Below are 14,801 nucleotides of genomic sequence, written 5' to 3' on the forward strand. Positions count from 1 at the left end.
CCACATAAACTTCACAGTGCAGAGGGTATTATTTCTTGACATTTTTTCTCTGCTTCGATAATATAATTCTGTTATGGCAGGGAGTCCATGCGGACACCTGCCCTTCTTCATCCATGTGTTTGAAAACAGTAGCAAGGGAATGGGAAAGAGGAGGTTTTTTATTTGTTTGAGAACAAAAGAGGTCTTGGCGTTCTCATCGCTGCGATCTTCGTGCTTGGAACGCTGCTGTCCGGCTGCGGTGATAAGCAGGCAGGCGGGGCGCGACCGACAGCAGTCAAGGCGATGAATGTCCTGCGGCAGGATACGCCGCTCACGCATGTCTATGCGGGGCAGATTATGGGCACGGATGAGGTGCAGATCCGCTCTCGTGTCTCCGGCAATATCGTGGAAAAATACATTGTGGGCGGGCAGCCCGTTTCGGCGGGGCAGCCGCTCTACCGCATCGACTCCCGCCAGTACGAGAGCGCACTCCTTCAGGCACAGGCGACCCTTGCCCAGTCCGAGGCGACACTGAACAATGCACGCACGGATCTCGCTCGCTATCAGCAGCTCTATGCGAGTGCGGCGGTGTCCGAGCAGACACTCGCCACACAGCAGGCGCAGGTGAATGCCTATGAGGCTGTCGTTGCGGCAAATGCGGCTCTCGTGCGTCAGGCACAGGAAAACCTTGACGATACGGTCATCTATGCCCCCATGTCGGGACAGCTCTCCGTGGATGATGTGGCAATGGGCACATTTGTCTCGGCGGGCACGACGACCCTTGTCTCGATGGGTACGTCGAACCCGATCTTTGCACAGTTCAGCCTCTCGGAGAACGAGTATCTGGACTTCGTGGAACAGGCGGCAAAAACGGGCGGCATCGGCGCGGTCGTGGTGGAGCTGACGCTCTCGAACGGCTCAAAGTATCCGATCATCGGACACATTGTCACCTCTGACCGTGCACTGACCGCACAGACGGGCACGCTCACGGTCAAGGCACTCTTTGACAATCCGGACGGGCTGCTCATGCCCGGTATGTTCGCGCGTGTCACCCTCATCGGGGACACGCTCCCGAATGCGACCCTCGTTCCCGAGCGCGCTGTTCAGCAGCTCCTCGGCAAGTCCTTTGTCATGCTCGTAGGAGCAGATAACAAGGCGGTTGCCCGCACCGTCACGCTTGGCGATAAAATCGGCAGCTACTACATCGTCAAGGATGGTCTCGACACCTCGGACATTGTCGTGGTCGAGGGGCTGACCACGCTCCAGGAGGGCGGCGATCTAGCCGTGACGATGGTGACAGCAAGCGACATGGGATTCTCGCTTGAGGGGGATACCTCCAACTTTAATACGCGTGAGCTCACGCCCGCGAAGTAAGGAGGAGATCCTTTGGCAAAATTTTTCATCCATCGACCGATCTTTGCGATTGTCATTGCGGTGATGATCGTCATCATCGGTACGATCGCGGGGTTCTCACTGCCAATCGCGCAGTATCCGCAGATCTCGCCGCCGACGGTTGCGGTGTCGGCGAACTATACGGGCGCAAGTGCTACCGTTGTCAATGAGACGGTGGCGCAGGTCATCGAGGAGCAGATCAACGGTACGCAGGGGATGGACTACATGAGCTCCACCTCTGATGATACGGGGCGTTACAGCCTTTCTGTTACGTTCGATGTCGGAACGGACGGCGATATGGATGCCGTCAAGGTGCAGAACAATGCGGCGGGGGCAAATGCCAGCCTGCCGTCCTCCGTGCAGTCGGCGGGCGTTACGACGCGCAAATCCTCGGGGCAGATGGCGTACTTCGTTTCGCTGTACTCCGAGGACGGCACCTATGACCGCGCCTTCATGAAGAACTATGCAACGCTCTACTTCCTCGATGCGATCAAGCGCGTCAGCGGCGTGGGCGAGGTGCAGGTATTTGGTGCGGACTATGCGATGCGCGTCTGGATGAATCCGGATCGCCTCGCGGAGCTCGGTCTGACGGTTTCGGACATTACAAAGGCAATCAACGAGCAGAACGTACAGGCTCCTGCGGGAACGGTCGGCGGTATGCCGACGCAGAACGGGCAGGAGAAGCAGTTCACGGGCAAGGTACAGGGGCGTCTTACGACGCCCGAGGAGTTCGGCAACGTCATCATTGCCGCGGGTAAGGACGGCACATTCGTCCGCTTGAAGGATGTTGCACGTATTGAGACCGGTCAGCGTCAAAATAATATTGTTGCGAAATTTAACGGCTATCCCGCCGTTGGTTTCGGCATACAGCTGACCTCCGATGCAAATGCGATGATTACGCTCGCCGAGGTGCGCAAGATTCTTGAAGAGGCGGAGAAGACCTTCCCGCCCGGACTCAAGATGAAGTCTGTCTTTGACAGCACGGACTACATCAACGCATCCATCAAGGAGGTTGTGCATACCTTCCTTGAGGCACTGCTGCTCGTCGTGCTCGTCATCTTCCTCTTTTTGCAGAGCTGGCGCGCGACGCTGATCCCGCTGCTCGCCGTGCCTGTGTCCCTCATCGGTACATTCGGCGCGTTCGTCCTGCTGGATTTCTCCATCAATACGCTGACGCTTTTTGCAATGGTACTTGCGATTGGTCTTGTCGTCGACGATGCGATCGTCGTCATCGAGAATGTAGAGCACCACATGGAGAGCGGGCTTACACCGATTGACGCAACGGAGCGTGCGATGTCCGAGGTGCAGGGACCTGTTGTCGCGATTGCCTTTGTGCTCGCGGCGGTCTTTGTTCCCGTCGCCTTCCTTGGCGGCATGATGGGCGTGCTCTACAAGCAGTTCGCGCTCACGATTGCAATCTCGATGGCGATTTCCGCCTTTGTCGCGCTGTCGCTGACCCCGGCCCTCTGTGCGCTGATGCTGAAGCCCAAGAAGGAGCATGGGACAAAGAGCGTACTTGACCGCTTCTTTGACCGATTCAACAACTGGTTCGATGCGACGCGCAAGGGCTATGTCGGCATCGTCAGCAAGTTTATCCGCAAATCGAAGGTTGCCGTTATCTTCCTGCTCATCGTCTGCGGGCTTACGGCGATTATCTATCGGAATTTGCCGACCACATTTGTCCCCGAGGAAGATCAGGGCTATCTGATGATCGCGATTCAGCTGCCGCCGGGCACGTCCACGAACCAGACACAGAAGACTGTGGACAAGATCCAGCAGGCGGCACAGCGCGAGATCAAGGGGCAGAGTGCCGTCATGTCCATCAATGGTTTCGACATCCTCGCGGGCGGTGCGAACTCCAACGGTGCCGTCGTGTTCGTCGGCATGAAGGACTGGTCGCAGCGTGCAGGGCTCGCTGAGTCCGTTGCTGCTGCCGTCGGCACAATGTTCCGTGTCGGCGCGATGGAGGCACCCGAGGCACTCGTCATCGCCATCAATCCGCCCGCACTGCCGGGTCTTGGCAATGTCGGCGGCTGGTCGCTCCAGCTGCAGGATATGAGCGGACATTCCGACACTGAGCTCAACGACATCGTGAATGCGATTCTTGCTGAGGCGAATACGCGCCCCGAGCTGCGGGGCGTGCGCTCGACGTTTAAGATCAACGCGCCGAGCTATCAGTATGAGATTGACCGCGAAAAGGTCAAGAATCTCGGCGTTCAGCTCTCGGATGTATTCACGGCACTGCAGGTCAACTTCGGCGGCTATGAGGTCAATGACTTCAACCAGTTCGGGCGCACCTACAAGGTCGTGCTGCAGTCCGACGTGACCTATCGCACCGAGGCAGAGGCGGCAAAGTTCGTCTTTGTCAAGAACTCTCAGGGCGGCATGGTGCCGCTTGATACGCTGCTCAGACCCAAACTTACAACGGGACCGACACAGATCAGCCGCTTTAACGGCGCACGCTCGATCACGTTCCAGGGAAGTTCCGGCAGCGGCTACAGCTCGGGCGAGGCGATGAACGCCATCACCGAGATCGTGCAGAAGCACGCAGGCTCCGGATTCAGCATCGAATGGTCGGGGCAGAGCCGCGAGGAGAAAAAGTCGGCGGATTCGACCATGCAGGTGCTTGCACTCTGTCTTGTCTTCGTCTTCCTCTGTCTTGCTGCACTCTATGAGAGCTGGAGCGTACCGTTTGCCGTGCTCTTCACCGTGCCGACCGGCATCTTCGGGGCACTCTTCTCCGAGTACATCCTCGCGACGATCTTCGGCACGATTGGCATTCCTGCGGCGGGCTATCAGAACAGCGTCTATATGCAGATCGGTGTCATCATGGTCATCGGTCTTGCGGCAAAGAATGCAATTCTGATTGTCGAGTTCGCAAAGATACGCGTCGATCGCGGCATGGATCCCTTGAAAGCGACGATTCAGGCGGCGGGGCTGCGTCTCCGTCCGATCCTCATGACATCGTTCGCGTTCATCATCGGCTGTCTGCCTCTCTGCATGGCATCCGGTGCGGGTGCTGCGGCGCGTAACGGCATGGGCGTCGCCGTTGTCGGCGGCATGCTCTTTGCCTCCATTCTCGGTATCTTCCTCATTCCCGTGTTCTATGTCATTGTCGACCGCATCTCGCGTATGCTCGGCCTCGGCAAGAAGGCAAAGACCCGCACGGCGGATGACTATATGTAACCATAAAAAAATTCCCCTTTATGGGGAATTTTTTTATGGGTTGAATACGTATTGAATTAGTATCATATAGACCGCCGTCCCTCCTCCAATGGAGAGGAGCATCTGGCGAAATTTCAGATGCAATACTGCCGTCACAAGAATTCCTGCCAGCTCCGGTAGACCGTGATTTCCGCTGAACAATGTTGTGTCCTTGAGACAGTAGACGACAAGCATCCCAAAGACGGCAGCCGGGAGGACGTTGCCAAGATAGCGGACCATAGGCGGTGTTGGCTTCTTCTCCGAGAGCAGGAGAAAGGGGAGGGCGCGCGTGAGTACACTCGCAAGCGCACAGAGCCCGATGGTAATACTCTGTTCAGTGAACGTCATGGCGTCTCTCTCCCTTCGATGAAGGGGCGCAGTGCGAGGCATCCCGCGAGAATGATGAACATGGTCGGGAGCATAAAAGCCTCACGCCCAAAGACGGCGAGTGCGATGCCTGCAGCTGCGAGTCCGAGGATTCCCGTATAGTGCTGCGGATCGTTCAGCCACTGCTCGATAAAGATGACAACGAAGAGTGCTGTCATTGCGAACTCAATGCCCTCCGTATTGATGGGGAGCTGCGTGCTGACCAGTCCACCGATGGTTGCGCCCGCGACCCAGTAGATCTGGTTCAGCAGGGTCACAAAGAACATAAACCAGCCCGCATCGATACCCTGCGGAATCTTCGTCGTGTAGTTGATGGAGAACGACTCATCACACATGCCATAGATGAGGTATGGCTTCTTCCAGCCTGTGCCGCGATATTTCTCGAACATGGAGATGCCGTAGAAAATGTGCCGCCCCTGCACCATCAGCGCGAGCAGGAAGGTCTGCAGAGGAGCAAACGAACTCAGCAGGAGTGCCGTCGCGATGAATTCGAGCGAGCCGCCAAAGATGATCGCACTCATCGCCATCGGGTATCAGAACGAGAAGCCCGAGACATTCGTATAGATGCCGTAGGCGAGTCCGAGAAAGAGAAAACCGGCGAGGATGGGGACGGTGAAGGGGAAGGCGGCACGCAGGGCTGCGAGACGCGGATCGCCCGTGTGTGTCATGACTTGCTCCAGGCACACGTGTCCGTGTGCGCCGCAAGCACACCAATCGCCTGCAGTGTCGAGTAGATGCAGGTCGAGCCGACGAATCGCATGCCGCGCTTCTTGAGGTCATTCGACACCTTGTCAGAGAGCGGTGAGGTTGTGCGCAGTTCGCAGCTCTCGCGCACGGGTTTTCCATTCGTAAAGCCCCAGATATAGCGGTCAAATGAGCCAAACTCGCGCACGATGTCGAGGAAGATACGGCTGTTCACAATGCTTGCCTCGATCTTGCGGCGATTGCGCACAATCCCCGCATCCTGCATTAGTTCCTCGACCTTTGCTGCATCGAACGCTGCGACACGCTCAGGGATAAAGCCCTCGTAGGCGCGGCGAAAGTTCTCGCGCTTGTGCAGGATTGTCGCCCATGAAAGACCCGCCTGAAACGTCTCAAGGATGAAGAGTTCGTAGAGTGCGCGGTCGTCGTGGAGCGGAACGCCCCACTCCTCGTCATGGTACTTCACATAGATGGGATCATCCAATTTGACCCAGCTGCAGCGCGTGCATTTGTCTCCCATATCCCTACCTCCAAAATAAAAATGCCGGCGACCCTCCCCAAGGGCTCCGGCTCATACGCTATGAAGATGGTCGGGATGACAGGATTTGAACCTGCGACCTCATCGTCCCGAACGATGCGCTCTACCAAGCTGAGCCACATCCCGACATGATATTGTATTTTAACGGGGTTTTTCGTTTTTGTCAAGCACTATGCTCAGGTGGACTGTATTCGCTGCACCGTGCAGTATTTTCCTGCACCGTGCGGTCAGCGGCGGCGTGCAGCCCTGTGAGCGCAGAGAAGGGGGCGAACTGTCCCGCACGGTCGCGCAGGGACATTGGGGGATGTGTCTTTGAGACGGGACGCGGCAGGTGGATGATGTCCGCATAGTCCTCGATTCTTCGCTGCATGAGGTTCTCCCTTCGCTATGCCTTGTGTCCGCCGATTTGCGCATTGCGCAGACGTGCCGTTGCACCGTCGATGAGATTCGATCCGCGTAGGATGGCGTTTTTCCCATAGGTTTTCTTGATGGCGATGATTGCCTCCTGCAATGCCTTTTCTTTTTTCTGCGCGGCAATCTCGGCAGGGGACATCGTGCTCTCCGTCGTTTCCTCGGCAGTAAAGAGGCTCATCTGCTCGGCAGCAGCGACACGCTGCTCCTCCGTCATCAGATGCTGTGCGGAAATGGTAAGGCGGCGAATGAGAAGCGCCGGATTGACAATCTCGTCGAAAAGATCGGTCAGTGCTTTCATAATGGCATTTGTTCCCGCTCCGCGCTCGATGTGCACATTGCCGTGCGATGGCCACGGGACGCGCCGCCCGTAGCGATCTGTGCGAATGCGCCCGTGATAGTTGGCGCGGATCTCGGGGCGGGTCAGGCACTCAATGTCATAGCCGATCGTGAGCTCGAGACGGTCGCTCGTGATGCGTTTTTCGGCAAGGTCGATGGAGAGTGTGTCCGCCATCTCCCAGACAACGAGGCGGGCTTTCTGCGCCGTATACGGATTTTGCAGCACCTGTCCCATATGGGTGCTCCGCGACTTCGGGCGGTAGTTCTTGATGTCCTCCATGCGCGCGGACTCATAGCCCCATGCGTGATCGATCAGCAGCTCCGCCTGTACGCCGAACAGGCGGTAGAGCAGATCCTCGTTGTGCCGTGCATTTGTCTGCCCAAGTGAGCAGCGTGCGATATCGCCCATCGTATAGAGCCCGTTCTCCTCGAGTCTCTTTGCATAGCCTCTGCCGACGCGCCAAAAATCCGTCAGCGGGCGATGCGCCCAGAGGTGTCTGCGGTAGCTCATCTCATCCAGCTGCGCGATCCGAACGCCGTCCGCATCCGGCTTCATATGCTTTGCTACGATGTCCATCGCGACCTTCGCGAGGTAGAGGTTCGTTCCGATTCCCGCCGTTGCCGTAATGCCTGTCTCGCGCAGCACATCGCGAATGAGGCGCATGGCAAAGTCGTGCGCTGAGATGTTCCCTGTGTAGAGATAGCTCGTCACGTCGATAAAGACCTCGTCAATGGAGTAGATGTGGATGTCGGCGGGGGAGACGTGCCGCAGGTAGATCTCATAGATCCGCATACTGTAGTCCATATAGAGTGCCATGCGCGGCGGCGCGACATGGTAGGCGATGCCGAGTGCGGGATTTGCCGCGAGCTCTGCGGCATCCGTCGTCTCGCCTGTGAGCGTACGCTGGGGAGCACGGTACTTGCGCCGCGCATTTGCCTGCGCCACGGCACGAATGACCTCGAAGAGGCGCGGGCGTCCGCCGATGCCGTGCGCCTTGAGCGCGGGGGAAACGGCGAGACAGATCGTCTTGCTCGTACGGCTCTCATCCGCGACAACGAGATGCGTCGTCAGCGGATTGAGCCCACGCTCCATACACTCGACGGACGCATAGAACGCCTTGAGATCAATCGCAATATAGGTACGCTCCTTCACGGTCATCCCTCCTTTTGCATAGTATAGCACGAATGTTTGTTATTTGTAAATAAAGGAAAATATGAGGCGGCGTCGAATATCCATCACAAGGCAAGAAATAAAAAGGAGCAGAGAGTATGAAGATTATCGTGACGGGCGGCGCGGGGTTTATTGGCGCGAATTTTGTTTACTACGAGCTGCGTGAGCACCCCGAGGATGCGATTGTCTGCTATGATGCGCTGACCTATGCGGGCAATCTTGCAACGCTCGACGCGGCGCAGGAGAATCCGCAGTTCTCGTTCGTGCGCGGTGACATCGCGGATCGCGCAGCAGTCTATGCGCTCTTTGAACACGAGCAGCCGGATATTGTTGTCAACTTCGCAGCGGAATCCCACGTGGATCGCTCCATCGAAAATCCCGAGATTTTCCTGCGTACAAATATCATCGGGACGAGCGTACTGATGGATGCCTGCCGCAAATACGGTATTCAGCGCTATCATCAGGTATCAACGGACGAGGTCTATGGCGACTTGCCTCTTGACCGCCCTGATCTCCTCTTTACGGAGGAGACACCTCTCCACGCGTCGAGTCCATACTCCTCGTCGAAGGCATCTGCCGATCTCATCGTACAGGCGTATGCACGCACCTATGGCGTACCCGTGACGATCTCGCGGTGCTCGAACAACTACGGCGCATTTCAGTTCCCCGAAAAACTCATCCCTCTCATGCTCATCCGCGCGATGCAGGGGGAAAAGCTGCCCGTCTATGGCGACGGGCTGAATGTGCGCGACTGGCTGCACGTTGACGATCACTGTGCTGCGATTGATGTGATTCTGCGGCGCGGGACGGAGGGCGAGGTCTACAACGTCGGCGGACATAACGAGCGATCCAATATTGAGGTCGTGCGAACGATCCTGCGTGCCCTTGGCAAAGGGGAGGATCAGATCTCCTATGTCACCGACCGCAAGGGGCATGACCGCCGCTATGCAATCGACCCGACGAAGATCGGCCGCGAGCTCGGATGGCAGCCCGCAACGAAATTCGACGACGGTATCCAGACAACCATTGCGTGGTATCAGGCACATGAAGCGTGGTGGGCGGACATCCTGAGCGGCGCGTATGAGAAGCGCAATGCGGAGGGGTGAACGGCACACATCCTTAAAATTCAGCCTTGACAAGGCACGCGCTTTTCGCTATACTAGCCTTTGTCAGCGCAGATTGCGCGGGGGCATAGCTCAGCTGGGAGAGCGCTTGCATGGCATGCAAGAGGTCAGGGGTTCGATCCCCCTTGTCTCCACCATAATGAGATCCGAGATGTGAGAGTGATACTCACATCTTTTTTATTTTCATTATATGCAACAAAAAACCGTATCGCTTGCTGCGATACGGTGAATGTCGATGGTGCGCCTGGGGGGATTCGAACCCTCGACCCACGGCTTAGAAGGCCGTTGCTCTATCCAACTGAGCTACAGGTGCAGTGGTCGGGATGACAGGATTTGAACCTGCGACATCTTGCTCCCAAAGCAAGCGCGCTACCAAACTGCGCTACATCCCGATATCGCCCTATTATAATGAGCGATCAGGGAAAAGTCAAGGAATCACTGATAAAATAGACGCTTAGATTACTTTTCGTCCACACAAGGAAGCAAAACGGACGCATAAGTTGGGGCTATGTGGAGAATCAAGGGCACTGTGCGAGAAAAAGATGCGTTAAGATGGCACGGCTGAATTTATCAGTGCTTCCTCAATATTGCGGGGCTGCTGCAGCAAAATACTTGCCGAGAGGCATGGTGTGTGGTCTCTGTGCATGAAAATGTTCAAGAATCCAATCCGTACGTGGGGATTCTATATGAGCGGTGGGATTTCCAAGCGGGTCAAAGATCTCAAAGGGGACTGCTCCGTCAAGGCGAAACTCCTGGATTGGTTTTCTCGTATAGCGGAGCTTTGACTTTTCGTTCGCTGCTGCATAGTCAATCGCTGGAAGTGGCAGATGGATCAAAGAGCGTACGGTAACTTCATAGAGTCCTGCTTCTTTGTTTTCCAGTACGAGGTTCAAATCGCCGAGATTGCTGTAGTACATGAGGTATTCGGCGACATATTTCGGATAGCCGTCAACCGGAATCCCGTTGAGGGCTTTGATGACATCACCCGGTGTAACTGCTGCGAGTTCCGGATGCCTTTTTGTATCAACGGTGTCAATGATCCATTTTTTCTTCTCGGCATGTCCTTTCAGCGTAAAGCCATAATACTTTGTCGGATAGAGATCAATGTAGACTGCCTGTGTGATGTATCCAATCGTGTCAAGTGGATGAATGCCACTCGACATGGACTCCCAGTAGTCCCAATTCACCCAAGTCCCTGCGGGCTCTTCACGGAATGTCACATAATGTACCTCTGCCATAGACCACGACGGATGCAAGGCAAATGAGGGGAGATTTCCCTCATCGGCAAAGACGTATTTATTTGATGTTTTGGCACGCCCGCTCTCATAATGTGCGTTGGAGCGATAGGCGATGGCATCGCGCAGTTCCTTTGCCGACATTCCGGGATAGAAGACGCTGTACTTTGGTCCATATGCATTGCATTCCTCGATGGGCAGTGTGAGCCAGCGCGGAATGCGTTTTACGAGCGGGGAGATCTCGTCACGACTTCCTTTGCCGTTTGGGGAATAATAGAAGTACGCATTTACCTTTCCGCGCTTTGCCGACTCCTCGAGTGCTGTCCAGCGGGAGAGATCTCCAGCGTAATACCAATAGTCGGTATAGTCTTTGGAGGGGATGGTTTTGAGATCCTCTGCAGAGACAGGAGTCAACTCAAACGCCGTGTCCTCTTTCGTTCCAATGGTGAGGCGCGGCACTGTTCCGTCACTGCCGTACTCACCCTGCACATGAAAAAGATACTCGACTTTGCCGTCCTTATGGATCTCGTGCAGTTCATAGGAGCTATACAAATAGGGGATGGAGCGCAGGAATTTCGTTCGCACATTACCTTGTTTTACAACGCCCCATGTCTCCATGGTTGGAGGGCGTTGGACTTCAATGCGGCGTGTCTGTGGCTCTTTCCAGTCCACATGATAGGGATCTGTTTCCTGGTCAGCTGCATATGCCGTTACCGAAACTACAACGGAAAAAAGCAGGACAGCACCCATAAAGCGATGAAAAATCTGTATCATATCAATCCTCAATCCTTCTAATGTAATAACGCGGCTATTTCACAATATGCTTGCCGCCGAGGAACCTCGGTTTCCAGTAGTCGTTCGACAGTGCATCGACACGTACGCCCTTGCTCGTGGAGGCATGGATGAACTCGTCCCTGCCGAGGTAGATGCCGCAGTGGGATGCGCCCTTCTCATAGGTCTCGAAAAAAACGAGGTCGCCGGGCACAAGCTCCTTTGTGCTTTTTGTTCGGAGACCGAGCTTGTACTGCTCATCTGCTGTGCGTGGAATGGTAATGCCATGCTTCTGAAAGACGTATTGGAGGTAGCCGGAGCAGTCGAATCCCTTCGGCGTTGTACCGCCGAATACATAGGGCGTTCCCATGTACGACTTCGCCGTTTTGATGACATCGGAGACCTTGCTTGCAGGTAGGATGGGCTTGCCATTGGGGGCAAGAGGAAGTTTCTTCTCGGCGGGCGGCGGGACATCAATGCCCCATGTCTTCTTTGCGGGGAGCTCCTTGAGCGCACGCCACGTCGCATTGTTGACTACGCCCGTGATCTTGATCTTGCTGTCGCGCTGGAACTCGGCGACGGCGCATTCTGTCTCCTTGCCAAAGACGCCGTCTGCGGTCTTGATTTTGTAGCCTGCCTTCTGAAGTGCCTGTTGGAGGACAAGCACCTCATGTCCGTGCGAACCCGCGCGTAGGGTAGGGGAGGCGAACGCCGTGCTTGCCGCAAGCATGAGTGCAATGCCGGTGCAGAGAAAGAGGCGGCGTTTCATGGAGCAACATCCTTTCATTTTGTATTATGCATGCTGCACATGCTCAAGTCCTTGGCTGAGGAGTTTCAGAACATGATCGTCATCAATCGAGTAGAGTACCTCCTTGCCGTCGCGGCGAAATTTGACGAGACGGGCGGTGCGGAGAACGCGCAGCTGATGGGAGATGGCAGACTGTCCCATTTCGAGACCGTCCGCAATGTCATAGACGCGCAGTTCGTCTGCCGCCGCAAGGAGTGAGAGAATCTTGATACGGGTCGGATCGCCGAGGGTCTTGAAGAGATCGGCGAGATGCTGTGCCGTATCCTGATCGATACATTTCATCGGGGCGGATGTCATACGCTGAAAGATCCTTTCTTATGGTCAGTATATCTTGTTGATTTCAAATCCGTTCGACGCAAGAGCCGCGACGATACGGTCGATGTGCTCCTGTCCGTGTGCCTCAACGGTGACGGTGAGCTGTACCTTTTGGAAGCTGTCCGTTACCATCGTCTGATCGTGGTCGAGGCGGATGACGTTCGCGTCCTGCTCTGTGAGGATCTGTGCGACGGTGAGAAGCTGCCCCGGCTTGTCGGGCAGCTGGACGGAGAAGCGGAACACTCTGCCGCGCGAGATGAGTGCCTTTGAGATGAGTGCGGAAATCGTGGAGATGTCGATGTTGCCGCCGCTGACGAGTACCGCGATCTTCTTGTCCTTTATACGCAGTTTATTGAGCGCGGCGAGGGAGAGGACGCCTGCGCCCTCGGCGATGAGTTTGTGCTTTTCGATGAGGGAGAGCAGTGCGCTCATGATCTCCATCTCAGAAACCGTGATGATCTCGTCGAGATAGCGGCGGCAGAACTCGAGCGTGAGCTTGCCCGCCGTACGCACGGCGCAACCGTCCGCAACCGTGTCGGCAGAGGGTAGGGTGATTGTGCGCCCACAGGAGAGTGCCGCCTTCATGCACGCGGCGTTTTCCGGCTCGACACCGATGACCTTTACCTGCGGATTGACGAGCTTCGCGCCGAGCGCAACGCCCGAGGCAAGCCCGCCGCCGCCAACGGGGACGAGGATCACATCCACGTCCTTGAGTGCGTCAATCACCTCGAGGGCGATCGTGCCCTGCCCGACGATAACATCGTGGTCGTTGAACGGGTGGATATAGACGTAGCCCTTCTCCTTTTGCAGTGTGAGGCTGTGTGCGTAGGCGTCGTCAAATCCGTTGCCGTGGAGGATGACCGTTGCGCCGAGCGCACGCGTCGCCTCGACCTTGAGGATCGGTGTTGTCGCGGGCATACAGATGACTGCGTTTACGCCGAGTTTTTGGGAGGCATAGGCGACTCCTTGTGCGTGATTGCCGGCTGAGGCGGTGATGACACCGCGCGCTTTCTCCTCCTCCGTGAGCATGGAGATGCGGTTGTACGCGCCGCGCAGCTTGAACGCGCCTGTCGTCTGGAGATTTTCGAGCTTCAGATAGGTCGCGTTGCCGGAGATGTCGGAGAAGAACTCACTGTATATCAGCGGTGTTTTTCGCACAATCCCTTCCAGTCGCTTCGCTGCAGCGTAGATGTCCGAAATGCGTGTGGACTGAGCGACTTCCGCCTCTGTCTGCACGGTTTGTTCTTCTCCCATGATATGCGCCCCTTTACTCACTTATATGTAGAGTCAGTCTATCATTTTCGGCGGGGCACGTCAATTTTTTTTCGTTGTGCAGAATAATCGTCGGAATAAAGAAGGAGTTTGACAGAATTTCGCGAATAAATACAATAAACAAGGCGGGACGGGAGGTGCGCGATGGAGCAAGAGCTGAAATACGTGCGCATTCTCGTACCTGTGGACGGCTCACGGGAGTCGCTGTGTGCTGTTCGTCTGGCGGGTGAGATTGCACGTGTCATGCATGCGACGGCGTACCTCCTCTATGTGTCTCCGTTCGACCAATGTACGGATGAGGGGGAGGTAGCTTGGCTGCCGGAGAGCGTGGTACGGCCGGCGGCAGAGGAGGCGCACGAGATTTTTTCCGCATCGACGGCACTCCTGCCCGATGCGGTGATATCCGAGCGCGTGCACCGTACAGGTGCACCGACGGACGAGATCCTGCGCTTCATTGATGAGGAGAGCATCGATCTCGTTGTGATCGGCGGACGCAAGCTCTCGCGCATGAGTGGATTCCTGCTCGGGAGCGTCACACAGACCGTTTTGGAACATGCACATTCCAGCGTCATGGTCGCGGGAAGTGCGGATTCGCTTTTATATGGTTCATGTTCTGTAAAGTGAGGAGGAACTGCCATGATGAAGAATATTTTGGTGCCGGTGGATGGCTCGGAGGGTGCCGACCGTGCGATTGAAAAAGCTGTGATGCTTGCAGAGATCTGCGGCGCAAAGCTGAATTTTCTCTACGTCGCGAACATCAACCAGCTCGCGATCAACGCCGTCCTCTCGGACGCGATCCTCGACTCCGTAACGAAGGCGGGGAACGTCATCCTTGACCGCGCGCTTGAGATGGTGTCCGCAGGCGTCGCAAAGGAGTCGTTCTCGGACACGGGCTCGCCCGCAGTGGTCATTCTCGACTTTGCAGAGACGAATGACATCGATCTCATTGTCATGGGCAGCCGCGGCCTCGGCGTGGTGAAGGGCGTCCTGCTCGGCAGCGTCAGCCAGTACGTTGTGGAGCAGTCGAAGTGCCCCGTGCTCGTCGTCAAGTGAGCGGCACACAGGCATAATTTTTGTGGGAAAGGAGCTGCAGCGGAGGTAAAGGAATCGCTGATAAAATGAAGTCCGTCAGATTGGCGTAGATTTTTTCGTC

13 protein-coding genes, 4 tRNA genes and 1 pseudogene are annotated in these 14,801 nt (G+C 56.1%); 6 read left to right on the top strand and 12 right to left on the bottom strand.

What is annotated here, in order from left to right:
* The first annotated feature begins 162 nt into the window (after positions 1-162).
* A complete protein-coding gene (locus ACO6BQ_RS09330) occupies positions 163-1,353 on the top strand; it encodes an efflux RND transporter periplasmic adaptor subunit (protein WP_489120598.1) in 1,191 nt (396 codons plus the stop codon).
* Between the two features lie 12 nt (positions 1,354-1,365).
* Positions 1,366-4,557, top strand: coding sequence for an efflux RND transporter permease subunit (locus ACO6BQ_RS09335; protein ID WP_489120599.1), 3,192 nt, complete (start codon positions 1,366-1,368; stop codon positions 4,555-4,557).
* Positions 4,558-4,590: 33 nt separating this feature from the next.
* On the opposite strand, the gene ACO6BQ_RS09340 is transcribed toward ACO6BQ_RS09335, so the two are convergent.
* From ACO6BQ_RS09340 to ACO6BQ_RS09365, 6 genes and pseudogenes are all read right to left on the bottom strand, one after another.
* Positions 4,591-4,923: a branched-chain amino acid transporter permease gene (locus ACO6BQ_RS09340; RefSeq protein ID WP_489120600.1), complete on the bottom strand. Its 333-nt coding sequence runs from the start codon at positions 4,921-4,923 to the stop codon at positions 4,591-4,593.
* Positions 4,920-5,630, bottom strand: a pseudogene (locus ACO6BQ_RS09345) (AzlC family ABC transporter permease). The gene ACO6BQ_RS09340 and the pseudogene ACO6BQ_RS09345 overlap by 4 nt, the downstream one beginning before the upstream one ends.
* A complete protein-coding gene (locus tag ACO6BQ_RS09350) occupies positions 5,627-6,184 on the bottom strand; it encodes a DNA-3-methyladenine glycosylase I (RefSeq protein WP_489120601.1) in 558 nt (185 codons plus the stop codon). The pseudogene ACO6BQ_RS09345 and the gene ACO6BQ_RS09350 overlap by 4 nt, the downstream one beginning before the upstream one ends.
* 67 nt (positions 6,185-6,251) lie before the next feature.
* A tRNA-Pro gene (locus tag ACO6BQ_RS09355) sits at positions 6,252-6,328 on the bottom strand.
* A 37-nt stretch (positions 6,329-6,365) separates the two neighbouring features.
* Positions 6,366-6,572: a hypothetical protein gene (locus ACO6BQ_RS09360; protein WP_489120602.1), complete on the bottom strand. Its 207-nt coding sequence runs from the start codon at positions 6,570-6,572 to the stop codon at positions 6,366-6,368.
* Positions 6,573-6,587: 15 nt separating this feature from the next.
* Positions 6,588-8,105: a Y-family DNA polymerase gene (locus ACO6BQ_RS09365; RefSeq protein ID WP_489120612.1), complete on the bottom strand. Its 1,518-nt coding sequence runs from the start codon at positions 8,103-8,105 to the stop codon at positions 6,588-6,590.
* A 116-nt stretch (positions 8,106-8,221) separates the two neighbouring features.
* Between ACO6BQ_RS09365 and rfbB the strand changes: the two genes are divergently transcribed.
* Positions 8,222-9,229, top strand: coding sequence for a dTDP-glucose 4,6-dehydratase (gene rfbB, locus ACO6BQ_RS09370; protein WP_489120604.1), 1,008 nt, complete (start codon positions 8,222-8,224; stop codon positions 9,227-9,229).
* A gap of 79 nt (positions 9,230-9,308) precedes the next feature.
* Positions 9,309-9,384, top strand: a tRNA-Ala gene (locus ACO6BQ_RS09375).
* A gap of 99 nt (positions 9,385-9,483) precedes the next feature.
* Here the strand turns inward: ACO6BQ_RS09375 and ACO6BQ_RS09380 are convergent.
* The 6 genes from ACO6BQ_RS09380 to ilvA all read right to left on the bottom strand — a co-directional run bounded on the left by ACO6BQ_RS09380 (position 9,484) and on the right by ilvA (position 13,630).
* Positions 9,484-9,560: transfer RNA gene (locus ACO6BQ_RS09380), tRNA-Arg, on the bottom strand.
* Between the two features lie 2 nt (positions 9,561-9,562).
* Positions 9,563-9,639, bottom strand: a tRNA-Pro gene (locus ACO6BQ_RS09385).
* Between the two features lie 189 nt (positions 9,640-9,828).
* The gene (locus ACO6BQ_RS09390; RefSeq protein WP_489120605.1) at positions 9,829-11,256 is read right to left on the bottom strand and encodes a PDZ domain-containing protein; all 1,428 of its coding nucleotides are present in this window, start codon (positions 11,254-11,256) and stop codon (positions 9,829-9,831) included.
* 34 nt (positions 11,257-11,290) lie between these two features.
* On the bottom strand, positions 11,291-12,022 hold the full coding sequence (locus tag ACO6BQ_RS09395; protein WP_489120606.1) for a C40 family peptidase: 732 nt from the start codon (positions 12,020-12,022) through the stop codon (positions 11,291-11,293).
* A gap of 24 nt (positions 12,023-12,046) precedes the next feature.
* Positions 12,047-12,358, bottom strand: coding sequence for an ArsR/SmtB family transcription factor (locus ACO6BQ_RS09400; protein WP_489120607.1), 312 nt, complete (start codon positions 12,356-12,358; stop codon positions 12,047-12,049).
* Between the two features lie 24 nt (positions 12,359-12,382).
* Positions 12,383-13,630 carry a threonine ammonia-lyase gene (ilvA, locus tag ACO6BQ_RS09405; protein ID WP_489120608.1) on the bottom strand — a complete coding sequence of 416 codons (1,248 nt, stop codon included), beginning with the start codon at positions 13,628-13,630 and terminating at the stop codon, positions 12,383-12,385.
* A gap of 162 nt (positions 13,631-13,792) precedes the next feature.
* Here ilvA and ACO6BQ_RS09410 point away from each other — a divergent pair, with 162 nt between their 5' ends.
* Together ACO6BQ_RS09410 and ACO6BQ_RS09415 are read left to right on the top strand one after the other, a co-directional pair.
* Complete coding sequence (locus tag ACO6BQ_RS09410; RefSeq protein ID WP_489120610.1) at positions 13,793-14,272, top strand: universal stress protein; 480 nt, start codon at positions 13,793-13,795, stop codon at positions 14,270-14,272.
* 12 nt (positions 14,273-14,284) lie between these two features.
* The gene (locus ACO6BQ_RS09415) at positions 14,285-14,701 is read left to right on the top strand and encodes a universal stress protein (RefSeq protein ID WP_489120611.1); all 417 of its coding nucleotides are present in this window, start codon (positions 14,285-14,287) and stop codon (positions 14,699-14,701) included.
* Positions 14,702-14,801: the final 100 nt, after the last annotated feature.

The sequence above is a fragment of the Centipeda sp. (in: firmicutes) genome (genome assembly GCF_057271695.1).

Bases quoted from the DNA above. Each gene is read 5' to 3' on its own strand.
- ACO6BQ_RS09340 (WP_489120600.1), bottom strand. From the start codon at position 4,923: ATGACGTTCACTGAACAGAGTATTACCATCGGGCTCTGTGCGCTTGCG.
- ACO6BQ_RS09400 (WP_489120607.1), bottom strand. From the start codon at position 12,358: ATGACATCCGCCCCGATGAAATGTATCGATCAGGATACGGCACAGCAT.
- ACO6BQ_RS09395 (WP_489120606.1), bottom strand. From the start codon at position 12,022: ATGAAACGCCGCCTCTTTCTCTGCACCGGCATTGCACTCATGCTTGCG.
- ACO6BQ_RS09360 (WP_489120602.1), bottom strand. From the start codon at position 6,572: ATGCAGCGAAGAATCGAGGACTATGCGGACATCATCCACCTGCCGCGT.
- ACO6BQ_RS09410 (WP_489120610.1), top strand. From the start codon at position 13,793: ATGGAGCAAGAGCTGAAATACGTGCGCATTCTCGTACCTGTGGACGGC.
- ACO6BQ_RS09415 (WP_489120611.1), top strand. From the start codon at position 14,285: ATGATGAAGAATATTTTGGTGCCGGTGGATGGCTCGGAGGGTGCCGAC.
- ACO6BQ_RS09390 (WP_489120605.1), bottom strand. From the start codon at position 11,256: ATGATACAGATTTTTCATCGCTTTATGGGTGCTGTCCTGCTTTTTTCC.
- rfbB (WP_489120604.1), top strand. From the start codon at position 8,222: ATGAAGATTATCGTGACGGGCGGCGCGGGGTTTATTGGCGCGAATTTT.
- ilvA (WP_489120608.1), bottom strand. From the start codon at position 13,630: ATGGGAGAAGAACAAACCGTGCAGACAGAGGCGGAAGTCGCTCAGTCC.
- ACO6BQ_RS09350 (WP_489120601.1), bottom strand. From the start codon at position 6,184: ATGGGAGACAAATGCACGCGCTGCAGCTGGGTCAAATTGGATGATCCC.